This is a genomic window from Bradyrhizobium sp. McL0615, from assembly GCF_049993905.1.
In the GTDB taxonomy this organism is placed as follows: Bacteria; Pseudomonadota; Alphaproteobacteria; order Rhizobiales; family Xanthobacteraceae; genus Bradyrhizobium.
Map to the genome: position 1 here is coordinate 6,464,773 of NZ_CP188254.1, position 20,378 is coordinate 6,485,150.

Here is a 20,378-nt window from a genome sequence, read left to right on the forward strand (position 1 = left end):
AGAAGCCCCTCATCCCACCCCTCTAAGAGCGAGCTTTCGCTCGTCTCGACCCCGCAGAGCGGGGCGAGGGAGAAGGCCGGCGATTTACTCCGCCGCCTGCGCGTTGATTTCGCCGGACACCTGACGGATGGCCCGGGCGAGTTGGTCGGCCGGCTGGGCACCGGAGACGGCGTATTTCTGCGCGAACACAAAGGTTGGGACACCGGAGATGCCCTTGTCGGAGGCCTCCTGCGCCTGGCCGGAGATCAGCGCCACGTCCTCGTCGGTTGCGAGGCGCTTGCGGACGTCGTCGGCATCGAGGCCGATATCGGCCGCGGCCTGCACCAGCACGTTGACGTCGGTCAGGTCGCCGCCATCGCGGAAATACAGTTCCATCAGGCGCTGTTTCATCTCGGCGGATTTGCCCTGCGCATCCGCCCAGTGGATCAGGCGGTGGCAGTCGATCGTGTTGGGCTGGCGCTTTACCAGCTCGGGGCGGTAGGTCAGCCCCTCCTCGCCCGCAGCCGCCACGACGCGACCGGCGATGCCCTTGTAGGCTTCGACCGAGCCGAATTTGGCGGTGAGATATTCGTCGCGGCTGATGCCTTCGCGGGGCACCCAGGAATTGAGGAAGAACGGCCGCCAGCGCACTTCGACGGGAACGTCAGGCACCAGCGCCAGGGCATTCTCGATCCGACGTTTTCCGATGTAGCACCATGGGCAAACCACGTCCGAGACGATGTCGATTTTCAGCGGTTTCAAGGTGCTCATCGGCGTCTCCTCGGGGCTCATCAGAGGCTCAAAAATAATGCCGCAAAGTAAGCCGAATGGGCCGCCACACAAGACCGCTCACCGCATGTCTCGCATCACATAACCTCCGCGGTTATTGTGGCGGCGGCCAGGGCTGCCTAGAAATCCCGCATCGATCCAACCGCGGAGCCCCGCAATGACCGCCATTTTCAGGCCGGAAGGCCCCCTGTTTCGCGCCACCGAGCATGCCGGCGGGCCCTGGTCGCCGGAGATGCTGCAGGGCAGCGCGACCACGGCGCTGATGACCCGCGAGGTCGAGCGGCTGGCTGATGCGTCCGGTTTTGCGGTGCGCCGGCTCACCTTCGATCTGTGGCGGCCGGCCGGCTTGCGCGCTTTCGGCCTCGTAACCGACATGCTGCGCGACGGCCGCAAGGCCAAGACCCTGCAGGTGCGGCTGGTGGACGGCGACGTCGAGATCGGCCGCTGCACGGCGCTCTTGACCGCGCAAGGCGGGGAGTCCCCCGCCGATCCCTTTTCAAGGCAAGCAGGCGATGACGCACCTCCGGAGACGGGCTCGCCACCGCCGGCCTTCGCACAAAAGTGGAGCCGCTATTTCCAGAACGTGTCGGTGCGGCTGATCGAAGGCGCACTGGAGAAGCCGGGTCCCGCGGCTGCGTGGATGCGGCTCGACGTGCCCATGGTCGAGGGCGAGACCAACACGCCGCTGTTGCAGGCCGTGCAGGCGGCGGATTTTGCGAGCGGCGTCGGACAGATCGTCGACATGCGCGAATGGACCTTCATCAATCCCGAGATCAGCCTCTATTTCTTCCGCCCACCTGAGGACGAATGGATCCTGATCCGCTCGCGCACCCGCGCCGGCGCCAATGGCGCGGGACTGACCATGGCAAGCCTGAGCGATCGCAAGGGCGCGTTTGCCGAGGTGCTGCAGGCGATGACCTTCGAACGGCGCACGGCGCAGGCTCAGGCGTCCTGAGCCACCGAACCCGCAAATACGGAGCCGTCGACCGGCGTCCGCTTGGGTGCATTCCGGAATCAAGTCGGCCTCGCTACCGGCAGGTTTTGGTAAACGCGCTCCGAACACCTGACTACCGCTGACTCGTGTGCGCCGGCGTATGTTGCGATCGCGGAAGCTCCTTGGCGGTTCCAGAATTAACCTGCATCGCGGACATAAAGCTTAACTAACAAGCTTACCGAGGAGATCCTGTTGCTCGATTTCCCAGAGCAACTAACCGTTTCGGCTGCATTGTAAAAGTTTTTATCATCTGCTCACAAGGAGCATTGCCATGGTGCAGTCGCAGTCAACAAAACCGCCGATTTTCGATGTGATCGATATCGAGCGCGAGATCGAGGAAGAATTTCGAAAACAGCCGTCGGGTCGCGAACCCCCGCCGGCCGATTTCGCGCCGCCTTCCGTAAGCGCGCCGGAATTGTCGATGCCTGACTATGTCGAGCATCGCGCCGGAGCCACCGAGATCGGCAAGCTGTCGGCGGAAGCGGTTGTCCGCGAATATGAAGCCGCGGCGAAGGATATCGAGGACCTGGGTGTTGAGCTGGTCGGGCACGTCAAGCAATGCGAAGCCATGAGCCGCGAGGCGCTCAATGTGATCGAGGAGCTGAAGGAAACCGCAGCGCGATACCGCGAGGAGGCCAAGCGCGTCTTCCTTCATATTGAGAACTGCTCGTTGGTGACTGCGCAAGTACGCAGAACGTGCGCCGAGATGCGAGAAAAGATCGCAGTTACGGCCAGACTTGAAACCAAAGCCAAAGAGAAGTGAACTCGCGCATATCCAGGCCCGTCCGGTTGGCGGGTAACCTCGGAAGCGGGTACCGCGCGCAACACGCCGTGCGCCACTCGGTCAGCGTGCTAGTTCTGCAAGCAGTGCTTCCGATCCTTCGTCGGCCGGCATGAACATCTCCACGCGCAATTCCTGCAACGTAACGTCCTGCGGCGTGCCGAGCGTCAGCACCGCGCCGATCAGTCCGATGCTGATGTCGCCCTTTCTCAGGCGCACCTCGCATAACGGGCCCGGCGGGTCGGTTTCGTTGAGCTGGGGCGTCGGGATATCGGGCAGTTTCAATAGTTCGCGCCATGTCGATTGCAGCGCCAGGTCGAGCGGCGCGGCCATTGCCTCGTGACGGGCGCGCGCCAGCAGCGCGGCGGCGACATCCGGCCAATCCACCACATAGGGCCGTAGTTCGTCGGGCGCGAGGAACATCCGCATGTGATTGAGCGGCCGGGTCATCCGCTCCTCGCCCAGCAGCATTGTCATCAGCCGGGTTGCCGCGCTGTTTGCCTGCATCACATTCCAGCGGCGGTCGGTGACGATGGCCGGAAACGGCTCGTGCCGCCTCAGCAGCAGGTCGATGGCGCGCCTGGCATCGGCGACTTCGGGCGCGGAGAGATCGCGCTCGCCATATTGCCGGGCGAACCCGCCCGCCTCCAGCAGCGCGTTGCGGTCGCGCAAGGAAAGACCGAGCGCCGACGCCAGTTGCAGCAGAATGTCGCGGCTGCCCACGGCTTTGCCGGTTTCGACATAACTCAGATGCTTGATCGAGATGCCGGCCTCGAACGCCAGGTCGGCCTGGCTCATGGCGCGGCGGATGCGCCAGCCGCGCAGGAGATCGCCGACGGGATTGGCGGGGAGCGACGCATGTTGGCGAGAGTCCATGCGCCGATTATGCGGAGGGCGCGGGCCGGTGTAAACTGCAAGGACAGTAGGATGAGTGGAGCGCAGCGAAACCCATCAGCGTCATCATTCGGTATTGATGGGTTTCGCTGCGCTCTACCCATCCTACGGACTACGTGAGAGCTGCCGCTATCTGTCGCATCCGCTCGGCGGTCAGATCATCGGCCGGGAAAAAGGTCTCCAGCGCCAGTTCCTGCAGCGTGATGTCGACCGGCGTGCCGAATACCATGGTGGTCGAGATGAAGCTCAGCACTTCGTCATTGCGGCGCAGCTTGAAGGGGATCGCGACATTGTCGGCTGAGACCGGGCCCGAACGCGCCGGCATCCGATAGGCTTTCAGCTCCTGATACAGCTTGAGCAGTTCGGGATCGGCCGTCGCCTCGCACTGCCGGTGCAGCCGCTCCAACAGATGCGCGCTCCATTCGGCAAGATTGACCGTGCGCGGCGCCAGTCCCTCGGGATGAAAGGCCACGCGCAGGATGTTGAAGGGCTGCCCGAGCAGATGCGGCGGCAAGCCTTCGAGCAGTGGCGCCACCATGCGGTTGGCTGTCACCAGATTCCAGTGACGGTCATAGGCCAGCGCCGGGTTCGGTTCGTGGGCCTTCAAAACGAGGTCGATCGCAGCCCGCGCCGATTTCAGCGCGGGATCGTCGAGCGAGCGTTGCGGAAACGCCGGGGCAAAGCCCGCGGCGACCAGGAGCATGTTGCGTTCACGCAAGGGAACCTCCAACCGTTCGGCGAGCTTGAGCACCATTTCGCGCGACGGCGCGGCGCGGCCCGTCTCCACAAAACTGAGATGGCGCGCTGATATTTCGGCATCTCCCGCCAGGTCGAGCTGGCTTAGATGGCGGCGCTGCCGCCATTCGCGCAGGTGATCGCCGATATGGACGGGCTGGGTTCGTTCGGCTCGCGCCGTGGCAGCATGTGCGTTCATGGTGGAAAACCTACCATGCGAATTTCACCCATTCCATTACGTCCGAGGTAATCGAAACGGGTCACGGGCTGGATCATCTTAGGCACCACAGGAGATGACCGATGCTGATGCTTACCCTCTTCCGCCTCGTCGCCGCCGTGATCCCGTGGACGGTCAATCTGACCACCTGGTTGCTGGCACGCTCGCTGAACATGCCGCAGCCGTTGGTGCACGACACCGGCGTCTTCGTGTTCGTACAGGTGCAGACGATCGAACACAGGGTTTTTGCGGCGCTCTGCCCGACGTGGCTGATGCGTCGGCTCCGGTCGCTGCTGCAGCGCTGATCCATCCCCGCCGAATCTACCCCAAGCAAAGGAGAATCGTCATGATCTATCCGTCCTCGTTTCTGAGCCGCGCCCTGCTTGCCGACGCCATCTTCAGCGGCGTATCTGCCGTCGGGCTTACTCTGGGCGCCAGCATGCTCGCGCCATTCCTCAATCTGTCGGAAGCATTGCTGCGTGAGACCGGGTTGTTCCTGATCGCCTATACCGCGTTGGTCGGCTGGCTGGCCACGCGGTCAACGGTGGCAAAGGCACTGGTGCTGCTCGTAATCGTGGGGAATGCCGCCTGGACGCTCGGCAGCATTGCACTGCTGTTCTCCGGCGCGGTGTCGCCGAACCTGCTGGGTCAAATCGTCGTCGTGGCCCAGGCGATTGCGACAGGCGTGTTTGCCGAGCTGCAATATATCGGCCTGCGCAAGAGCGGTGAGACGGTGGCGGCATAGGCCTCAGCCGTCATTGCCTGCGACAAACGCGAAGCGTTTGCGCAAGGGAGCAAGGCGACGAAGCAATCCATGCCTCAACAAGCGGAGACGTGGATTGCTTCGCGGAGCCTGTCATCGGGCGCGCATTCGCGCGACCCGGTGGCTCGCAATAACGGCGAATTCGGCTAGCTCAACAGCACGGCCGCGATCATCCCGGCAAAAGTCAGCATCAGGCCGATGACGAGCATCGGCACCAGGCTGCTGCCGGAATACGGATCGGCCTGCTCCTTGTTCGTCACGACATGTGCACGATAGGCCATTACTTTGCTCCTGCCTGGTTGTGTCGAAATCGTTCCCCGCTGCCGAGCATGACGCCGTGAGCGCCGGCAATGCTGAGTTCGAGACTTGCCGCGATGCGGCGCGCCCGTTCCACGAAATGCGCCTCCGCCTCGGGTGGACAGATCTCGCGGGCGGTCTGCTCGAACAGGTCGAGCCAGCGGTCGAAATGCCCGGCATCGACCGGCAGCGGCAGATGCTTGGCCATCGGCGTGCCGTGATAGCGACCGGTCATCAGCGCGACCGATGACCAGAACGCGCACATCTGCGCCAGATGCGGCTCCCAATCCTTGATCCTGACATCGAAGATCGGACCCAGCACCGCGTCGGCGCGCACCTTGGCGTAGAAGCCGTGCACCAGCCGCTCGATCATCGCCTCGTCGATACCCGTCCGCTGCATGATTTCGGCGGTCAACCGCTCCCGCCGCTCCGGTCCTGCCACAATCGCTTCCATTTTCTTCGGTTGCCTTACCGTTTGACCCTAAATAGGTATTTCAAATACCTATTTAGACGGCTATAGATGTTTTGCAAGCAGATATTTGAAAGAGCTCCCATGCGCCTGACATCGTTTACGGATTTTGCCTTGCGCGCCCTGATGCGGCTGGCCGGCGAGCCCGGCCGTTCGTTCGCGACCAACGAGATCGCGGCCGAGTTCGGCATTTCCCGCAATCATCTGGCCAAGGTGGTGCGCGACCTCGCCGATAGCGGTTTCATCTCGACCCAGCGCGGCGTCGGCGGTGGCTTCACGCTGGCCCGCCCTGCCCAGTCGATCACGATCGGCGAAGTGGTGCGCGCGCTGGAAGGACCGCCGCTGGTCGAATGTTTTCGCGAGGATGGCGGCAATTGCGTGCTACAGCCGCGCTGCCGGCTGAAGGCAAAACTCGCCGCCGCCCGCGAAGCCTTCATGCGTGAGCTCGACACCACGACGCTGGCCGAGTGTGCCTATCCCGCGCCGGCCAGACGAATCCCGGCGCCCGCATGACCGCCGCAACCAGGCATCAGGTGCAGTTCATGACACCGATCGAATTCGAGAATGGCGTTGTGCAGATCGACGCGGCCATCGTCGCCGAAGGCCTCGGCCTGGCGCCGTCTTTGCTGCAGGAAGAGATGCGCGCGGGCCGGATTACAAGCCTTGCCGAGCGCGGGGTCGATGCGGATAGCGGCAGGCACCGCCTCACCTTCTTCTCCGAACACCGGCGGTTTCGTATCGTGATCGACGAAACCGGCGCGATCCTTCAACGCTCGGCGGTCGACTTTGGCGATTCAGCGCTGCCGAAATCGGCGCACAAGGCCGGCGGATGAGACTTCAGGCAGCGGTGGGCTGAGCCTCAAGCGAGATAGCGGGCTGAGCATCTAGGATCGGCGCAGGCGCAGAAACTGGCGGCTTCCTGACGTTCGATTTTTTGCCGGCGACCCTGACACGACTGTTGCCGTTCAGATGCTTGCCGTTAAGGGACCGGTCGGTGGAATGGCCGTTCAGCTTGAGCTTCTTCTTCGACTTCCGCTCAGCCTTTTCTTTCAGCTTCGCTTTAGCCTCTGCCTTGGCCTTCGCGAGCTTTTCCGCCTTCTTCAGCGCCTTCCGCTCGGCCTTGGCCTTCAGGCGGGCCTTTTCCGCCCGCGCCTCGGCGCGCTGCTTCTTGCGCTTTTTCTCGCAAGCCACGCATTTGCAGCCGATCGGCTTCAGATAGGCTTTGAAATAATCGGTGCCGTAGTCGTAGTTAATCTCCTCGCCCGGCTCGATGTTCTTGATGGCGCGAATGAAGACCTTGCGCTTGCGCGGTTTGACGTCGGATTCCGCGTTCGGCTTGCAGGCGTGGTTGATGTAACGGGCTACGTTCTTGCGCACCGAACCGTCGATGGTCCAGCGGTCGTTCAGTTCGAACAGGTATTTGTTCTCGATCGCGTCGTCTTTTTTCTTCTTTGAATCCAGCAGCGGCCCAAAATAGCGGATGATTTTGGTGCCCTTCTTGATCGGCTTGGTGGCGAAGAGGCCAAGTCCGGTGCGGGAACGACCGACGCGATAGGGCTTATTCGAGGGAATCGAGGGCATGACGATTGGATGGCTACACGCTCGGGAAACGGAAGGAATTGCGAAGCCGCTCTTCTAGGACGATTCCGAGACAATGTCAGGTGTTTCGCACCTTTGCCATGAACCTTCCCCAGATTGCACACGTCTGACGTTGGGTTCCATGCAAGAGGTGCAAATGAAACGCGTTCCCCACCGGCAGCCCATCGTGCTGGCCGCCGTCGCGGCCCTGTTCGCGGCTGCATTTGGCCTGATTTCACCGGCCAGCGCCCAAACATTCAGCAGCAGCTACACATCATCGGCTGAGAAGGACTGCCGCACCATCGGCAAGCCCAAGGACGTCAGCACGAAGCAGGTTTGCCCCGGCAAATCGGGGCTGGTGGTGCTGATCAGCGAGGACGATCTGCGCCAAACCGTCTCGGTCGGGCCCAACCCTGCCGCCGCCGCCAAGGAGCCAGCCGCGGAAACCGGGTTTGCGCCGTTCAATTCAACCGGCCAGACCATCGAATGGCGGGCGGTGGACGGCAAACCGTTCGCGATCATTCAGCGCTGGCTGATCGCCGACAATGACGACCTGGACAAGGCCGGAAGCCCGACCTCGAAACCGGTGCTTGCGGTGACGAGGCTGCCGCCAGGGCCGGTCTGCCATGTCGCCTATATCGACGGCCAGGCCAACCGCAATCCCAACGAACTTGCCCGCCAGGCGGCGGACGAATTTGCGCGTGATTTCAAGTGCGGGAAGGACGAAGTGAAAGTGGTCGGCGAAAAGGGCGCGGCCGTGGGCCTTGCGAAGCGCTGATCTAGCCGCTATCCGGCGTGTTTTCGCCGTATTAACGTCAAAGCTACAGCCTTCAATGTTTGATATTCTCACGTCATGGTTTTAACGGCAGCCTCCCCGGAGCAACGATGCTAACGAGATTGATGGTTCTGCTCGTCGCCGGCACGGCCCTCGCCGGCTGCTGCGCCTCCGGCACCGGCTGCTCGACGACGCCAATGGCAGGCGCGCCGATCGCCTGGGATGGGTTGGGAGAACCGCCGACGGCAAATGACGTGCCGGGCGAAGAAAAACGGCCGGCAAAGCGAAAAACGGCCCGCAATCGCGAGATCATTCTCGGCCCGCTGAATGGCGCCCCGGCCCAATCGGACGCCAAGGCACAGTATGACGATTGGACGCGGCGGCCCAACGAAGACGCGGAAGCCGATGCAAGGCTCGCGCGGCAAACCAAGATTTGCAAGGGTTGCTGAAGTCAGCGTTTTGATTTGCGTTTGGGGCCGTCAGTTCTTTTGCTTGATCCGCCGATAGCGCTGCAACAGCCGTTCACCTTTGGCGGCGATGCGCCGCGCCGCTGCGACCGTTCGGGGAACTGGCTCACCCCAGGCGTGGGCTGACAGTGACAGCGCGTGCCGCGTCGGTCTTCCTCGACCATCCACCAGCGGAGGAAGCTTCTTGCGGCCATAGAATCTTACCGCCCAGCTGCCTTTGCGGCGCATGTCCTGCAGCGTCATGTCTGACAGCGCTTTTGTCACGCCCGGCTTGAGATGCGAGCCATCCCTGCGTGCAAATGCTGAGCGACCGGCAGCCGTCAGGCCGCCCTTCGGATCTTTCTCGCGGGCCTTGGCCGGCCGCTCGCGAGCGGCCTTTTTGGAAGCTTTCATTTTGGAAACTTTTTTTGTGGTGCGTTTGGCAGCGCGCTTGCGTCCGGTCTTGGTTGCCGGGCTCTTCTTTGCGGTTTTCTTTTTTGATGCTTTCGATGCCATGCGCATGTTGTCCACGAGATTGGGATACGGACGCCCGGCCCGACGCGCACGCGCCTTCGCAGTCGATTTCTGCGCGGACGTCAAATGTCTGGATTTCTTCCCCGCCCGTTTGCGCGGATTTGGACGTTTCCAGGGAGCGCGCGATGCTCTCGCCATGCAAGGTCAACGCCTGAGCCCGACGAGAGTTTCCCTTGGCTCGTTCAGCTCACGTCGGCGGTCGCTGCACCGTTGAACGCAGCATCGCATCCAGAAGCTGGTCGACGCCGGTGCCTTCGGGCAACCGGTGCAGGATGTCCCTCAGCCGCCCATCGAGCAGCAGCGTGGTGAAGCCGTGCACCAGCGACCACGCCCGGGCAATCGCCGCAGCCTGGTCGAGCGACAGCGCCTCCAGCGCCTCGCCGGTGAGTTTCTCGTTGCGGCCGGCGCCAACCGCGCTTGCCAATCCTGCGAAAGAGGCGGTCGCCGCCTCGTGCAGCGACGGCCGCGACATGTCGATCCGCTCGGTACGAAACATCAACCCGTACATTCCGGGACTCGCCTGCGCGTAGGCGACATAGGCCTTGGCGTTGGCCATCCCCTTCATCAGCGGATGCGTTTCGCTATTGCGAGCCACGATCATGGCCTCGTTGAAGCGGCGGAAGCCGATCGCCGCGAGCTCGCTGAGCAGCCCGGTGAGATCGCCGAAATGATGGGTCGGCGCGGCATGCGATACGCCGGCCTCGCGGGCCACCGCCCGCAGCGTCAGCCCGGCCAACCCGTCGCGTTCCAGCACCCGCTCGCCTGCGGCGAGCAAGGCGTCGTGCAGGTCGCCGTGATGATAGGGCGTCTCGCCTGCCGGACGGCGCCGACGGGGGGCCGGCCTTTCCGCTGCCGGTTTTGCTGGCCTACGCCTGGCGGCGGGACGAATCGTTCTGGTTTCTCGCGACGTTCTTGCCATGCGACTCCTTATAGCCGCAATTTTTACACTGTAAAGATTTTGCTTGACGGCCGGCTGCAACATCCCTACTGATATCTTTACGATGTAAAGATAGAACCGGAGGGAATTTAAGATGCTTGACCAGGTGAAGACCGAGGTGGCCCGGACCAATCTGGCGCCGATCCCGATGGAATGCGACGCGCCGCATCTCAAGGTGACCGGCGAATTGCCGCGCGAACTCAACGGTACGCTCTATCGCAACGGCCCCAACCCGCAATTCGATGCCCCCGGCGCGCACTGGTTCGTCGGCGACGGCATGCTGCACGCCTTCCATCTAGAGAACGGCCGCGCCAGCTATCGCAACCGCTGGGTCCGCACCCCGAAATGGCTGGCCGAGCACGATGCCGGCCGCGCGCTGTTCGGCGGCTTCGGCCGCAAGCTGCCGGGGACGCCGGCCTCGGTCACCGATGATGGCGGCGTCGCCAACACCAACATCATCTTCCATGGCGGCAAGCTGCTGGCGCTGGAGGAAGGCCATCTGCCGACCGAGATCGAGCCCGGCACGCTCAATCGCCTCGGCTATTGCGACTACAACGGCGCCATCAAGGGTCCGTTCACGGCGCATCCGAAGATCGATCCCGTGACCGGCGAGATGGTGTTCTTCGGCTACAACGCCGCGGGCCCCCTCACCCCCGCACTTTCCTTTGGAGCGGTCAACGCATCAGGCGTGGTGACGCGGTTCGATCGTTTCGAATCCCCCTATGCCAGCATGGTGCACGACTTCATCGTCACCGAAAATCACCTGCTGTTTCCGATCCTGCCCATCACCGGCAGCATGGAGCGGGCGATGCGCGGCAAGGCGCCCTATGCCTGGGAGCCCGAGAAGGGCGGCTATGTCGGCGTGATGAAGCGCAACGGCGCGGCAAAGGACATCGTCTGGTTCCGTGCCGAAAGCTGCTACGTCTTCCACGTCATGAATGCATGGGAGGAAGGCAACCGCATCATTGCCGACGTGATGCAGTTCGAGGAAGCGCCGCTGTTCAACCATCCCGACGGCTCGAAGACCGATCCGGCGAAATCGCGCGCGCGCTATTGCCGCTGGACCTTCGACCTCGCTGGCAATACCGACCGCTTCACCCAAACCTATCTCGACGATCTCACCGGCGAATTCCCCCGGATCGACGATCGCCGCGCGGGCTACGCAAACAGCCACGGCTGGTACGCCTGCGCCAATCCCGATCTGCCGATGTTCGGCGCGCTGGCCGGCATTGTGCATGTCGACGGCAAGGGCAAGCGGCTCGGCCATTATTTGCTACCCGCCGGCGACACGATTTCCGAGCCGGTGTTCGTCGAACGCGGCGCAGACGCCGCCGAGGGCGACGGCTGGCTGCTATCAGCGGTCTGGCGCGCGCAGGAGAACCGCAGCGATCTTGCTGTTTTCAACGCGCAGGACGTCGAATCAGGGCCCGTCGCGCTGGTGCATCTTGGCCATCGCGTACCCGACGGCTTCCACGGCAATTGGGTAAGCGGGGCGTAAGGCGTTCAACTATTGCGGTCGTCATTCCAGGATGGTCCGAAGGACCAGACCCGGAATCTCGAGATTCCGGGTTCGATGCTGACGCATCGCCCCGGAATGACGTCGTTGATACGAACTCCGGGGAGACACCCATGCACCTGCCCTCGATCACATCAGCCTATCTCGCCATTCTCGCCCTGCTTTACACCGTACTCGCCGTCCAGGTCGGCCGGCTGCGCCAGCGCGACCGTGCCTCGTTCGGCGACAACGGAAGCCTGCAACTGCGCAGCGCGATCCGCGCGCATGCCAACTTCATCGAATACGTGCCGATCATCACGCTGATGGTGGCGATGCTGGAAATGTCCGGCCTGACGGCGACGCGGGTGCATCTGTTGATGGGCGCGCTCCTGATCTCGCGGCTCCTGCACCCGCTCGGCATGTACGCCGCACCCAATACGCTGCAATTCCGCATCGGCCGGGTCGGCGGCATCACGATCACGTTCATCTTACTGATCGCCTGCGCCCTCATGATCCTGTCGCGGTCGCTTGGAATGACGGGTTAGCTGCCAGGCGAGCAGCACGAGAAATTCAAACCCGACCAGGGCTGTGACGACCAGCAGGCCTGAAAAGGCGGCGTCGGCGCTTCTCTCACGCAGGACATATCCAAGCGTAAGAAGAGGCCCGCTCCATATGATGCTCCCGATCAACGTGGCGCCCAGGAAGTTCACGATCGCAAGATTGAGCACCCCTGCCGGGATGGAGAGATAAACCCGCACCGCCGGAATGGTCTGGCCCACAACGGTGACCCAGAAATGATTGCGCCTGTAGGCCCCTGCCATCCGATGATAGAGGGCGGGCTTCAGGAATATGAACCGCCCGAACCGTTCAATCAGCGCTTCAATTCGCCTCGCCCCCAGGGCGAGGCCGAGCCCGTACCACGCAAGTGCACCTATCGTGGAGCCGGTCGCGGTGGCCGCGACGGTGACGACCAGTTGGCTCTCGCCTGATGCGGCCATTATGCCAAGCAGCACGAACACGACATAGGATGGCACCATCGGAAAGAATTTCTCGGCCAGCGCGACGGCTCCAATTCCGAGCGGCCCGGATCCGGCGAGCACGGTGATGAAGTCAGGAATGTCCATGCTAGACGGCATCGGGTTCGACCTGATCTGCGAGCCTGACGGGCTTGATGCGCGTGATGCGGTACACCGATGCGGGCGGGACGTTGAGTAGCACGCGGCCCATGCAATTCGCCTTCAGCCCGAGTTCATCGAGCTGCGCCTTCGAGACCGGGCACTGCATTCCATAGGTGAACTGATAGAATGAGCCCCCGTCGCGCAGCTTGCTGAAGGCCGCGGTGAGAATCGCGGTGACTTTCTTCGGCGAAAAATTGAGCAGCGGCAGCCCGCTGACCACGGCACCCAGCTTGTGCTCGAACAGATCGTGGGAAGCCATCCAGGCCGCATCCATCCAGAGCACGCGCGCCCTGGGAAATCGCGCCTGCAGCAGCCGCATGAAGTCCGAGCCGTATTCGATCAGCGTGAGGTCACTCTCGCGCACACCGCGCTCCAGCAGCGCTTCGGTGAAGACGCCGGTACCGGGACCCAATTCGAGCACCGCGCCGGAGGCAGCCGTGATCTCGCTGGTAATCAGACTGGCAAGGTTCGCCCCTGACGGCGCGATGGCGCCGACGCTGCGAGGGTTGCAGGCGAGCGCGCGAAAGAACAACAAGAGATTTTGTGCAGCCATGAGAGCAAGTCATCCATTCCATCAAGCCGCATCACCCGTTGATGTCGGTGTTGATGCGATATGGAGGATCGATGTTGCGCGAACATTGCGCGCCGTCGAAGCCTGCGGAAAATGTCGAGCCAGCTGTAAATGCGGGATACGATTCTACGACGTGCCGTGCGCCGGCTTGAACGCCATCCTGACGCAGGCGCCGCCGGTGGGTCCTTCCGATATCGCCACCGCGCCATCATGGCGCCGGACAATCTCTTGAACGAGATGGAGACCCAATCCTGCGCCGCGGCCGTGGCCTTGCGAGCGGTAAAACGGTTCGAATACGCGCTCGCGATCGCAAGCCTCTATGCCCGGACCGTCATCGGTCACCGATATCGTGGCGGGCGGCTCGACCCGTACCGCAATGGCACCTTTGCGGCCGCCATGCTGGATCGCATTCTGAATCAAATTGGTCAGCGCCCGCTCCAGAGCTCCGGCATCGCCTCGCACCACGCTATGCTCTACGTCGCTCTCGAAGGATATTTCATAGCCGGCGGCGATCGCCAGCGGCGCAAGTTCAGCGGCTATTTTTCGTCCGACGGCGACGATATCGACGGCAGAAAACCAGTCGGCCTGCTGGTTGATACGTTGCAGGTCCAGAAGCTGATCGGCCAGCGTCGATAAACGCGCAACGTCTTCGAGCACACGTCCCGCGCCGGGGCCGAGCGACAGCGATTCCAGCCGCGTCTGAAGGATCGCGATCGGCGTACGGAGTTCGTGCGCCGCGTCGACTAGAAACCGCTTGTGTCGCTCGTAGCCTTCATCAAGGCGGCTCAGCGCGTCATTGACCGCCGATACCAGCGGACCGATTTCGGAAGGCACGTCTTGCAGCGGCAGCCGCGCGCCGCGTCCGTCGATATCGATTTTTTCGGCTTGCGCCGCGGCGCGATCAAGGCCGGCAAGGGTTCGGCGAACCACCACGGGTGTCGCAACAAACGTGGTCAGCGTCATCAGCGCGACGATGGGCAGGAGAATACCCAGGAACAGCGTCAGGGCGGCATGGCCGATCCGCTGCCAGGATACCGCTCCGCCCTGCCCCGTCAGAATCTGGATGTTGCCGGCAGGCGTGTCGATCCACTTCATGCGGGCCGTGGGTCGCATCCCGTCAAGGATATTCCAGCCGAGCCGCGCCTGGCCGATCCCATCGAGCGCATCGCCGATACCAGCATATTCCAGCGGCACCCTGCCTTGTGAAACCGAATGTCCTTCGCGGTCCCTGATCTGAAACCAGAAATAGGGAGCCTGCGCCCGCCGCTTCGCGAGCACGGGCGTGTCGCGCACGGCGATGTCGCCGTTGCTGTCGCGGACAACGGCATCACGCAGCGCATCGATCGTGTCGTCTTCCGACTCCAGTGAAACCAGATGGCCGGAGCCCCAAAGCGCTGCGATGACGACCAGCACCAGGAGCGCCAGCATCGCCGCCTGCAAGCCGACCAGCCGGCACACCAGCCGCCATCGCAGGGAATGCGGTTGAACCCTTGTCATGGCGAATGCTTCAGCAGATAGCCGACGCCGCGAATGCCATGGATTTCAACTTCCGCTTCGGCCTCGGATAATTTCCGGCGCAGCCGCGAAACATGGGTATCCAGCGCGTTCGACTGGATCTCGTCATCGATGCTGTAGACCGCCTCCTCCAGGGACGAACGCGTGACCGTGCGGCCCATCCGGCGCAGCAGGGCTTCCAGCACCAGAAGTTCGCGGCGCGGCAGGTCGAGCGGCTGGCCGGCGACGCTGGCTTCGCGGTTGCCGAGATCGAACGACAGGCGGCCAAGCCGCATGGTTTCCGGCGGCAGGTCCGCCGGCCGGCGCAATACCGCGCGCAGCCGCGCCAGCAGTTCCTCGACAGCAAACGGCTTGCCGAGATAATCGTCGGCGCCGGTGTCCAACCCTGCAATGCGATCGGCCAGTTCGCCCCGTGCCGTGAGCACGATGACGGGAACGCCTGCTCCCCTGGCCCGCAGTTTGGGAATGAGCGTGAGCCCATCACCGTCAGGCAACTGGCGATCGAGCAGGATCGCCCCATAGTCATTGATGAAAACGGCTTCCTCGGCATCCGCCAGCGTCGAGATATGGTCAACGACCATATCGTAGTTCTTCAGGGCGACGGTGAGCGCCGCTGCCATCTCCGGCTCGTCCTCCACCAGCAGCACGCGCAATAGGCCAACCTCAGCGTTACGTCATTCGAGCGCCACCCTATTGGTGGAACATTGCGGCAAGGTTGCGGGGCATGGCTTGGGCAACGCAAATTCGCGGGCGCCGTGAGGGTTCACTTCACTCGATATAACCAGCTGAAATTGCTTCAAAATAATCGATGTACAACTTATTTTGACACTGTAAAGATTTCGCTTGACGACTCCGGCGCCTGCCCCTAGGGTATCTTTACGATGTAAAGATTAGCCCCGAGCGCCATGACCATCTTCCTGATCCTCGCCCCGTTCGGTTCGTTCGCACTGCTGATGCTGGTGACCTCGGCCGAAATCAGCCTGTTCGCATCGGCCGCGATCTGCCTCGCCGTCATCGGCTTTGACCTCTATCTCGGCCGCTCGATCAAGCTGCTCGGCGCGGGCTGCGTCGTCCTGTTCGCCGGGCTGGGCGCTTACGTTGCGCTGCTTGATCCCAACCTGAGCCATTCGGCCGTCAAGCTGACGGTCGATACCGGCGTGCTCGGGATATCGCTGGCGTCGCTCATCATTCGCAAGCCGTTCATTCTGCAATATGCGCTTGAGGCGGTCGACGCCGAGACGGCGAAGCTGCCCGGCTTTTTGAAGGCGACCTATATCATCACCTGGGCATGGACCGGCGCCTTCGTCCTGATGATCATCGGCAACGCACTTACGATCTATGTGCCGGGCTTGCCGCTATGGTCCAGCCTTGTAATCGCCTTCGCCGCCCGCAACAGTGCCGCCTATTTCACGGCATGGTATCCACAATATCGCAAGGCGAAGTATGGTGCCCCGCCGGCGAACGCCCTCCCCGGCACCAACTAAGTCAACGTTTCGACCCGCAACCACCTCCAGCAGAGAGCAAGCCGATGAAGGACGTATTCGCCAGACTGGGCGCCGATTTTTTCTCCACCATCCTGTTCATCGCGATCTATCTCGCCACCGACAACGTGCTGCTGGCGACTGGCGTTGCGATCGCCGGCGCGATCGCACAGGTGATCAACTCGCGCGTCAAGGGCAAGGAGCTCGGCTACATGACGTGGGCGAGTCTGGCGCTCGTCATCGTGCTCGGCAGCGCGACGCTGTTGACCCACGACCCGCGCTTCGTGCTGGCGAAGCCCGCGATCGGGCATTTTGCGATCGGCATCATCATGCTCAAGCGCGGCTGGATGCTGCGCTATATGCCGGCGATCGTCACACAGACCATTCCCGAATACGTCACCTTCGCGGGCTATGCCTGGGCCGCGCTGTGCTTCGTGCTCGGCGCCGGCACCATCGGCGTCGCCATGACCGGCGACATGAAGCTGTGGACGTTCTACGTGACCGTCGTGCTGGTCGGCGCCAAGATTGTCGCCTTCGCGATTCAATACGTCGCGTTTCGTGTTTTGGTCGGCAGCCGGATTCGCGCCGCCGCCCAGCGCGCTTGAACGAAACGCGTACCAAAACGCGTCAAAACGACGCTTGAGACGGTTGGGCTTGTGTGGCGAGATAGGCTATACCGCCGCACGCACTTAGCGGGATCTCGCAAGCCATTCTGGTTTGCCTGACAATATTGGGGAGACAGAAATGGCCGTGGACGGAAACTGGAATCTCACCATGAGCACGCCGATGGGCGAGCGCAAGGCCACGCTGACCCTGTTGGCCTCCGGCGGTACGCTGACGGGCACGCAGGGCGCCGACGGCAATTCCACCGAAATATTCGACGGCGCCATCAGCGGCGACGCAGTCAACTGGAAGGTCTCGATCACCAACCCGATGCCGTTGACCCTCGAGTTCATCGGCAAGGTCTCCGGCGACAACATGACCGGCGAAATGGGCATAGGCCCGATGGGCAGCTTCCCCTTCACGGGATCGCGGGCCTGAGCCCGATGGCGAGGAGGCCGCAGCGCCTCCTCGCTCCCTCACCGCGGCGCTAGAACCATATCTGCATCGTCAGGCCGTAAGCATCGCGAGGCGGCACCCCGTCCGGAACGCAGCCGGCGACATCGCGCGCGGCAATCGCCACGGCGCAGGCGTCAAGCACGTCGTCGGATTTGGCTCCGGTACCGATGCGCCCGCCGGCCAGCCACTTGTCGATATCGCCGATGCCTTGCCGCCTGAGCAGCTTGCGGCGAAGCTCGATCCCCGGCTCGGACTTTTTCGAAGGCAATGGCCTGCCTGCGTTCAGGCGCAGGAAAACCAGTTCGGGATGCGCCTCGCGAATATCGCGCGCGCGATTGGCGCGGACGAACGTATCGACCTCAATGATCTTCAGCCCGAGATGCCAGAGCTGGCGCGACACGCGCTTCTGACCACGGCGCAGGGCATCTCGATTTGCGGCGTCGGGATCTGAGAATTCCGCCCACAGCCAGCGCCGCGCACCGGTGAACACGCGTGACGAATGCGGCCGCAGCCTCTCGCGAGCCAACAGGTCGCAGGCCCGCTCGCCGTCATCGGTCATGCCGATGGGAATGTCGATCGCAGCGCGATCGAAGCCGATGGACAGCGCGCCGGCAACGTCGCTGCAGAAGCGTATCTCGTGAACGTCGCCGTCGAGGAGCACGGCGACCCAGCCCTTGCTGAACCCGTCGAGGCCGAGCGCTCTGCAGCCAGACCCTGCGCTCACTTCGGACGCGTCGGGACGATCGCGATTGGGATGAAGGTGTAGACCGCCTCACCGTGCTGGTCATAGAGGGTCCATCGAACGCGGGCGACACCCTGCGGCTTGGACCGTGAAGGCACCAGTTCGATGACCTCGCCTTCGAGGTGCAGCGTGTCGCCGGGCCGCACCGGCTTAAGCCAGCGCAGATCGTCGACGCCGGCGCCCAACAACGGATGCGGTCCGAACGGCCGGCATTCGGTGGCAAGTCGCATGGCAATCGCCGCCGTATGCCAGCCGGATGCGGCGAGCCCCTTGAAGACCGTCTTTCGGGCCGCCTCCTCGTCGAGATGAAACGGCTGCGGATCGTACTCCCTGGCGAAGCGGATGATGTCGTCTTTCGACACCGTCACCGCCGCGCTCTTGAAGCGCATGCCAATCTTCAGGTCGTCGAACCACTCGACCATGTTACCCCAGATTCAATTCCTTGAAGAAATCGTTGCCCTTGTCGTCGATGATGATGAAGGCCGGGAAATCCACCACCTCGATGCGCCAGATCGCTTCCATGCCGAGTTCGGGATATTCCACCACCTCGACCTTCTTGATGCAGTGCTCGGCGAGGTTTGCCGCAGCACCTCCGATCGAGCCGAGATAGAAGCCGCCGTGCTTCTTGCAGGCTTCGCGCACCGCGACCGCGCGGTTGCCCTTGGCCACCATCACCATCGATCCGCCCGCCGCCTGGAACTGGTCGACGAAGGAATCCATGCGACCCGCGGTGGTCGGGCCGAACGCGCCGGAGGCATAGCCGTCGGGCGTCTTGGCGGGACCGGCGTAATACACCGGATGGTTCTTGAAGTAATCCGGCAGCGGCTCACCCTTCTCCAGCCGCTCGCGCAGTTTGGCGTGGGCGGAGTCGCGGGCCACGATCATGGTGCCGGTCATCGAGACCCGCGTCTTGATGGGATATTGCGACAGCGTTGCCAGAATTTCCTTCATCGGCTGATTGAGGTCGATCTTGACGACCTCGCCGCCGAGCGACTGTTCGACCGCGGGCAGATACTGCGCCGGATTATGCTCGAGCTCCTCGAGATAGACGCCGTCTTTTGTAATCTTGCCGAGCACCTGGCGGTCCGCCGAGCAGGAGACGCCGAGCCCGATCGGCAGCGAGGCGCCGTGGCGCGGCATCCGGATCACGCGCACGTCGTGGCAGAAATACTTGCCGCCGAACTGCGCGCCGACGCCGAGCGACTGCGTCATCTTGAGAATTTCCTGCTCCATCTCCAGATCGCGGAACGCATTGCCGTCCGCCGACCCCTGGGTCGGCAGCGCATCGAGATAGCGCGCGGACGCCAGCTTCACCGTCTTCATGCAGAGCTCGGCAGAGGTGCCGCCGATCACGATGGCAAGGTGATACGGCGGGCACGCCGCGGTGCCGAGGGTGAGCACCTTCTCCTTCAGGAACGCCAGCAGGCGATCTTTCGTCAGCACCGAAGGCGTTGCCTGAAACAGAAAGCTCTTGTTGGCGGAGCCGCCGCCCTTGGCCATGAACATGAACTTGTAGGCATCATCGCCCTCGGCGTAGATCTCGCACTGCGCCGGCATGTTGTTGGCAGTGTTCTTCTCCTCATACATCGTCAAGGGAGCAACCTGCGAATAGCGCAGGTTACGGCGCAGATAGGCGTCGCGCGCGCCCTCCGAGAGCGCGGCCTCATCGTCACCGTCGGTGATGACGTTGCAGCCCTTCTTGCCCATGATGATCGCGGTGCCGGTGTCCTGGCACATCGGCAACACGCCGCCCGCCGCGATGTTGGCGTTCTTCAGGAAATCGAAAGCAACGAACTTGTCGTTGTCGCTGGCTTCCTTGTCATCCAGGATCGAGCGCAACTGCTTCAGGTGACCCGGCCGCAGATAGTGATTGATGTCGCCAAAGGCGGCTTCCGACAGCGCCCGCAGCGCCTCGCGCGAAACCACCAGCATGTCCTTGCCGAGCACCTTCTCGACCCGCACGCCCTCGGCCGTGATTTTCTTGTAGGGCGTGGTGTCGGACCCTAGCGGAAACAGCGGCGTATGCTTGTAGGGTGGAACGGGTTTTTGGTCGGGAAAAGCGGTCGGGGCGTTCATGGCATGATCTCGGGTTGGAAGCCGGCGGCGGACCAAAACGGTACTGCAGCAATAGACCCGTTCTAAGCATTTT

General features: G+C 62.8%; 29 protein-coding genes. 14 read left to right on the forward strand and 15 right to left on the reverse strand.

Translation table 11 applies throughout. The features are described from left to right. Nucleotides 1-84: 84 nt before the first annotated feature. Nucleotides 85-750, reverse strand: a complete 666-nt coding sequence (locus ACPPVP_RS31245; protein ID WP_426527438.1) for a DsbA family oxidoreductase — start codon at nt 748-750, stop codon at nt 85-87. 175 nt (nt 751-925) lie between these two features. On the opposite strand from ACPPVP_RS31245, the gene ACPPVP_RS31250 reads away from it, so the two are divergent. Both ACPPVP_RS31250 and ACPPVP_RS31255 read left to right on the forward strand, forming a co-directional pair. Then, nucleotides 926-1,723: a thioesterase family protein gene (locus ACPPVP_RS31250; RefSeq protein ID WP_426527439.1), complete on the forward strand. Its 798-nt coding sequence runs from the start codon at nt 926-928 to the stop codon at nt 1,721-1,723. A gap of 460 nt (nt 1,724-2,183) precedes the next feature. Then, nucleotides 2,184-2,525 (forward strand): hypothetical protein, encoded by a 342-nt coding sequence (locus ACPPVP_RS31255; protein ID WP_426527440.1) that lies wholly within the window; start codon nt 2,184-2,186, stop codon nt 2,523-2,525. Between the two features lie 81 nt (nt 2,526-2,606). On the opposite strand, the gene ACPPVP_RS31260 is transcribed toward ACPPVP_RS31255, so the two are convergent. Together ACPPVP_RS31260 and ACPPVP_RS31265 are read right to left on the reverse strand one after the other, a co-directional pair. Beyond that, nucleotides 2,607-3,419: a helix-turn-helix domain-containing protein gene (locus ACPPVP_RS31260; protein ID WP_426527441.1), complete on the reverse strand. Its 813-nt coding sequence runs from the start codon at nt 3,417-3,419 to the stop codon at nt 2,607-2,609. A gap of 130 nt (nt 3,420-3,549) precedes the next feature. Continuing rightward, nucleotides 3,550-4,371 (reverse strand): helix-turn-helix domain-containing protein, encoded by an 822-nt coding sequence (locus tag ACPPVP_RS31265; RefSeq protein WP_426527442.1) that lies wholly within the window; start codon nt 4,369-4,371, stop codon nt 3,550-3,552. Between the two features lie 101 nt (nt 4,372-4,472). Between ACPPVP_RS31265 and ACPPVP_RS31270 the strand changes: the two genes are divergently transcribed. Both ACPPVP_RS31270 and ACPPVP_RS31275 read left to right on the forward strand, forming a co-directional pair. After that, nucleotides 4,473-4,694 carry a hypothetical protein gene (locus tag ACPPVP_RS31270; protein ID WP_426527443.1) on the forward strand — a complete coding sequence of 74 codons (222 nt, stop codon included), beginning with the start codon at nt 4,473-4,475 and terminating at the stop codon, nt 4,692-4,694. A 41-nt stretch (nt 4,695-4,735) separates the two neighbouring features. Further along, nucleotides 4,736-5,134 (forward strand): hypothetical protein, encoded by a 399-nt coding sequence (locus ACPPVP_RS31275; protein WP_426527444.1) that lies wholly within the window; start codon nt 4,736-4,738, stop codon nt 5,132-5,134. A 164-nt stretch (nt 5,135-5,298) separates the two neighbouring features. Here ACPPVP_RS31275 and ACPPVP_RS31280 read toward each other — a convergent pair whose 3' ends face one another. Together ACPPVP_RS31280 and ACPPVP_RS31285 are read right to left on the reverse strand one after the other, a co-directional pair. Beyond that, on the reverse strand, nt 5,299-5,433 hold the full coding sequence (locus tag ACPPVP_RS31280; protein WP_426527445.1) for a hypothetical protein: 135 nt from the start codon (nt 5,431-5,433) through the stop codon (nt 5,299-5,301). Then, nucleotides 5,433-5,903, reverse strand: a complete 471-nt coding sequence (locus ACPPVP_RS31285; protein WP_426527446.1) for a group III truncated hemoglobin — start codon at nt 5,901-5,903, stop codon at nt 5,433-5,435. The genes ACPPVP_RS31280 and ACPPVP_RS31285 overlap by 1 nt, the downstream gene beginning before the upstream one ends. A 99-nt stretch (nt 5,904-6,002) precedes the next feature. Between ACPPVP_RS31285 and ACPPVP_RS31290 the strand changes: the two genes are divergently transcribed. Together ACPPVP_RS31290 and ACPPVP_RS31295 are read left to right on the forward strand one after the other, a co-directional pair. Further along, a complete protein-coding gene (locus tag ACPPVP_RS31290) occupies nt 6,003-6,431 on the forward strand; it encodes an RrF2 family transcriptional regulator (RefSeq protein WP_426527447.1) in 429 nt (142 codons plus the stop codon). Next, nucleotides 6,428-6,751, forward strand: coding sequence for a DUF6522 family protein (locus tag ACPPVP_RS31295; RefSeq protein ID WP_426527448.1), 324 nt, complete (start codon nt 6,428-6,430; stop codon nt 6,749-6,751). The genes ACPPVP_RS31290 and ACPPVP_RS31295 overlap by 4 nt, the downstream gene beginning before the upstream one ends. 4 nt (nt 6,752-6,755) lie before the next feature. On the opposite strand, the gene ACPPVP_RS31300 is transcribed toward ACPPVP_RS31295, so the two are convergent. Then, complete coding sequence (locus tag ACPPVP_RS31300; protein ID WP_426527449.1) at nt 6,756-7,499, reverse strand: SET domain-containing protein; 744 nt, start codon at nt 7,497-7,499, stop codon at nt 6,756-6,758. Nucleotides 7,500-7,653: 154 nt separating this feature from the next. Between ACPPVP_RS31300 and ACPPVP_RS31305 the strand changes: the two genes are divergently transcribed. Beyond that, nucleotides 7,654-8,274 carry a hypothetical protein gene (locus ACPPVP_RS31305; RefSeq protein ID WP_426527450.1) on the forward strand — a complete coding sequence of 207 codons (621 nt, stop codon included), beginning with the start codon at nt 7,654-7,656 and terminating at the stop codon, nt 8,272-8,274. 107 nt (nt 8,275-8,381) lie between these two features. Then, nucleotides 8,382-8,720: a hypothetical protein gene (locus ACPPVP_RS31310; RefSeq protein ID WP_426527451.1), complete on the forward strand. Its 339-nt coding sequence runs from the start codon at nt 8,382-8,384 to the stop codon at nt 8,718-8,720. A gap of 30 nt (nt 8,721-8,750) precedes the next feature. Here the strand turns inward: ACPPVP_RS31310 and ACPPVP_RS31315 are convergent, their stop codons facing one another. Further along, nucleotides 8,751-9,131: a DUF6321 domain-containing protein gene (locus ACPPVP_RS31315; RefSeq protein WP_426527452.1), complete on the reverse strand. Its 381-nt coding sequence runs from the start codon at nt 9,129-9,131 to the stop codon at nt 8,751-8,753. Here ACPPVP_RS31315 and ACPPVP_RS31320 point away from each other — a divergent pair. Further along, nucleotides 9,118-9,465: a hypothetical protein gene (locus tag ACPPVP_RS31320; RefSeq protein WP_426527453.1), complete on the forward strand. Its 348-nt coding sequence runs from the start codon at nt 9,118-9,120 to the stop codon at nt 9,463-9,465. The two genes, ACPPVP_RS31315 and ACPPVP_RS31320, sit on opposite strands and share 14 nt — an antisense overlap. On the opposite strand, the gene ACPPVP_RS31325 is transcribed toward ACPPVP_RS31320, so the two are convergent. Continuing rightward, complete coding sequence (locus tag ACPPVP_RS31325; protein ID WP_426527454.1) at nt 9,439-10,170, reverse strand: TetR/AcrR family transcriptional regulator; 732 nt, start codon at nt 10,168-10,170, stop codon at nt 9,439-9,441. The two genes, ACPPVP_RS31320 and ACPPVP_RS31325, sit on opposite strands and share 27 nt — an antisense overlap. A gap of 112 nt (nt 10,171-10,282) precedes the next feature. On the opposite strand from ACPPVP_RS31325, the gene ACPPVP_RS31330 reads away from it, so the two are divergent. Together ACPPVP_RS31330 and ACPPVP_RS31335 are read left to right on the forward strand one after the other, a co-directional pair. Then, nucleotides 10,283-11,686, forward strand: a complete 1,404-nt coding sequence (locus ACPPVP_RS31330) for a carotenoid oxygenase family protein (protein WP_426527455.1) — start codon at nt 10,283-10,285, stop codon at nt 11,684-11,686. A 131-nt stretch (nt 11,687-11,817) separates the two neighbouring features. Beyond that, a complete protein-coding gene (locus ACPPVP_RS31335) occupies nt 11,818-12,228 on the forward strand; it encodes an MAPEG family protein (RefSeq protein ID WP_426527456.1) in 411 nt (136 codons plus the stop codon). Here ACPPVP_RS31335 and ACPPVP_RS31340 read toward each other — a convergent pair. The 4 genes from ACPPVP_RS31340 to ACPPVP_RS31355 all read right to left on the reverse strand — a co-directional run bounded on the left by ACPPVP_RS31340 (nt 12,172) and on the right by ACPPVP_RS31355 (nt 15,600). Further along, nucleotides 12,172-12,807 (reverse strand): DedA family protein, encoded by a 636-nt coding sequence (locus ACPPVP_RS31340; protein ID WP_426527457.1) that lies wholly within the window; start codon nt 12,805-12,807, stop codon nt 12,172-12,174. The two genes, ACPPVP_RS31335 and ACPPVP_RS31340, sit on opposite strands and share 57 nt — an antisense overlap. 1 nt (nt 12,808) lies before the next feature. Continuing rightward, a complete protein-coding gene (locus ACPPVP_RS31345) occupies nt 12,809-13,414 on the reverse strand; it encodes a class I SAM-dependent methyltransferase (protein ID WP_426527458.1) in 606 nt (201 codons plus the stop codon). A gap of 144 nt (nt 13,415-13,558) precedes the next feature. Beyond that, a complete protein-coding gene (locus tag ACPPVP_RS31350; protein WP_426527459.1) occupies nt 13,559-14,929 on the reverse strand; it encodes a sensor histidine kinase in 1,371 nt (456 codons plus the stop codon). Further along, nucleotides 14,926-15,600, reverse strand: coding sequence for a response regulator transcription factor (locus tag ACPPVP_RS31355; RefSeq protein WP_426527460.1), 675 nt, complete (start codon nt 15,598-15,600; stop codon nt 14,926-14,928). Before ACPPVP_RS31355 ends, ACPPVP_RS31350 begins: the two co-directional genes overlap by 4 nt. A 252-nt stretch (nt 15,601-15,852) precedes the next feature. On the opposite strand from ACPPVP_RS31355, the gene ACPPVP_RS31360 reads away from it, so the two are divergent. The 3 genes from ACPPVP_RS31360 to ACPPVP_RS31370 all read left to right on the forward strand — a co-directional run bounded on the left by ACPPVP_RS31360 (nt 15,853) and on the right by ACPPVP_RS31370 (nt 17,469). After that, nucleotides 15,853-16,431 (forward strand): hypothetical protein, encoded by a 579-nt coding sequence (locus tag ACPPVP_RS31360; RefSeq protein ID WP_426527461.1) that lies wholly within the window; start codon nt 15,853-15,855, stop codon nt 16,429-16,431. A 44-nt stretch (nt 16,432-16,475) separates the two neighbouring features. After that, nucleotides 16,476-17,033: an inner membrane-spanning protein YciB gene (locus ACPPVP_RS31365; protein ID WP_426527462.1), complete on the forward strand. Its 558-nt coding sequence runs from the start codon at nt 16,476-16,478 to the stop codon at nt 17,031-17,033. A 139-nt stretch (nt 17,034-17,172) separates the two neighbouring features. Beyond that, entirely contained in the window at nt 17,173-17,469 is a 297-nt protein-coding gene (locus ACPPVP_RS31370) for a hypothetical protein (RefSeq protein WP_426527463.1), read from the forward strand. Between the two features lie 49 nt (nt 17,470-17,518). Here ACPPVP_RS31370 and ACPPVP_RS31375 read toward each other — a convergent pair whose 3' ends face one another. From ACPPVP_RS31375 to ACPPVP_RS31385, 3 genes are read right to left on the reverse strand one after another with little or no spacing between them, the layout of a single operon-like run. Beyond that, entirely contained in the window at nt 17,519-18,211 is a 693-nt protein-coding gene (locus ACPPVP_RS31375) for a DUF429 domain-containing protein (protein ID WP_426527464.1), read from the reverse strand. Then, the gene (locus ACPPVP_RS31380) at nt 18,208-18,651 is read right to left on the reverse strand and encodes a MaoC family dehydratase (RefSeq protein ID WP_426527465.1); all 444 of its coding nucleotides are present in this window, start codon (nt 18,649-18,651) and stop codon (nt 18,208-18,210) included. Before ACPPVP_RS31380 ends, ACPPVP_RS31375 begins: the two co-directional genes overlap by 4 nt. Before the next feature lies 1 nt (nt 18,652). Beyond that, entirely contained in the window at nt 18,653-20,305 is a 1,653-nt protein-coding gene (locus ACPPVP_RS31385; RefSeq protein WP_426527466.1) for a fumarate hydratase, read from the reverse strand. Between the last annotated feature and the right edge of the window lie 73 nt (nt 20,306-20,378).

Excerpts from the sequence above, each read along its gene's own strand:
- ACPPVP_RS31335 (WP_426527456.1), top strand. The coding sequence starts at position 11,818 with ATGCACCTGCCCTCGATCACATCAGCCTATCTCGCCATTCTCGCCCTG.
- ACPPVP_RS31265 (WP_426527442.1), bottom strand. The coding sequence starts at position 4,371 with ATGAACGCACATGCTGCCACGGCGCGAGCCGAACGAACCCAGCCCGTC.
- ACPPVP_RS31295 (WP_426527448.1), top strand. The coding sequence starts at position 6,428 with ATGACCGCCGCAACCAGGCATCAGGTGCAGTTCATGACACCGATCGAA.
- ACPPVP_RS31325 (WP_426527454.1), bottom strand. The coding sequence starts at position 10,170 with ATGGCAAGAACGTCGCGAGAAACCAGAACGATTCGTCCCGCCGCCAGG.
- ACPPVP_RS31340 (WP_426527457.1), bottom strand. The coding sequence starts at position 12,807 with ATGGACATTCCTGACTTCATCACCGTGCTCGCCGGATCCGGGCCGCTC.
- ACPPVP_RS31260 (WP_426527441.1), bottom strand. The coding sequence starts at position 3,419 with ATGGACTCTCGCCAACATGCGTCGCTCCCCGCCAATCCCGTCGGCGAT.
- ACPPVP_RS31275 (WP_426527444.1), top strand. The coding sequence starts at position 4,736 with ATGATCTATCCGTCCTCGTTTCTGAGCCGCGCCCTGCTTGCCGACGCC.
- ACPPVP_RS31350 (WP_426527459.1), bottom strand. The coding sequence starts at position 14,929 with ATGACAAGGGTTCAACCGCATTCCCTGCGATGGCGGCTGGTGTGCCGG.
- ACPPVP_RS31285 (WP_426527446.1), bottom strand. The coding sequence starts at position 5,903 with ATGGAAGCGATTGTGGCAGGACCGGAGCGGCGGGAGCGGTTGACCGCC.
- ACPPVP_RS31310 (WP_426527451.1), top strand. The coding sequence starts at position 8,382 with ATGCTAACGAGATTGATGGTTCTGCTCGTCGCCGGCACGGCCCTCGCC.
- ACPPVP_RS31380 (WP_426527465.1), bottom strand. The coding sequence starts at position 18,651 with ATGGTCGAGTGGTTCGACGACCTGAAGATTGGCATGCGCTTCAAGAGC.
- ACPPVP_RS31305 (WP_426527450.1), top strand. The coding sequence starts at position 7,654 with ATGAAACGCGTTCCCCACCGGCAGCCCATCGTGCTGGCCGCCGTCGCG.
- ACPPVP_RS31290 (WP_426527447.1), top strand. The coding sequence starts at position 6,003 with ATGCGCCTGACATCGTTTACGGATTTTGCCTTGCGCGCCCTGATGCGG.
- ACPPVP_RS31330 (WP_426527455.1), top strand. The coding sequence starts at position 10,283 with ATGCTTGACCAGGTGAAGACCGAGGTGGCCCGGACCAATCTGGCGCCG.
- ACPPVP_RS31250 (WP_426527439.1), top strand. The coding sequence starts at position 926 with ATGACCGCCATTTTCAGGCCGGAAGGCCCCCTGTTTCGCGCCACCGAG.
- ACPPVP_RS31270 (WP_426527443.1), top strand. The coding sequence starts at position 4,473 with ATGCTGATGCTTACCCTCTTCCGCCTCGTCGCCGCCGTGATCCCGTGG.
- ACPPVP_RS31315 (WP_426527452.1), bottom strand. The coding sequence starts at position 9,131 with ATGAAAGCTTCCAAAAAGGCCGCTCGCGAGCGGCCGGCCAAGGCCCGC.
- ACPPVP_RS31280 (WP_426527445.1), bottom strand. The coding sequence starts at position 5,433 with ATGGCCTATCGTGCACATGTCGTGACGAACAAGGAGCAGGCCGATCCG.
- ACPPVP_RS31345 (WP_426527458.1), bottom strand. The coding sequence starts at position 13,414 with ATGGCTGCACAAAATCTCTTGTTGTTCTTTCGCGCGCTCGCCTGCAAC.
- ACPPVP_RS31370 (WP_426527463.1), top strand. The coding sequence starts at position 17,173 with ATGGCCGTGGACGGAAACTGGAATCTCACCATGAGCACGCCGATGGGC.
- ACPPVP_RS31255 (WP_426527440.1), top strand. The coding sequence starts at position 2,184 with ATGCCTGACTATGTCGAGCATCGCGCCGGAGCCACCGAGATCGGCAAG.
- ACPPVP_RS31365 (WP_426527462.1), top strand. The coding sequence starts at position 16,476 with ATGAAGGACGTATTCGCCAGACTGGGCGCCGATTTTTTCTCCACCATC.
- ACPPVP_RS31385 (WP_426527466.1), bottom strand. The coding sequence starts at position 20,305 with ATGAACGCCCCGACCGCTTTTCCCGACCAAAAACCCGTTCCACCCTAC.
- ACPPVP_RS31245 (WP_426527438.1), bottom strand. The coding sequence starts at position 750 with ATGAGCACCTTGAAACCGCTGAAAATCGACATCGTCTCGGACGTGGTT.
- ACPPVP_RS31360 (WP_426527461.1), top strand. The coding sequence starts at position 15,853 with ATGACCATCTTCCTGATCCTCGCCCCGTTCGGTTCGTTCGCACTGCTG.
- ACPPVP_RS31300 (WP_426527449.1), bottom strand. The coding sequence starts at position 7,499 with ATGCCCTCGATTCCCTCGAATAAGCCCTATCGCGTCGGTCGTTCCCGC.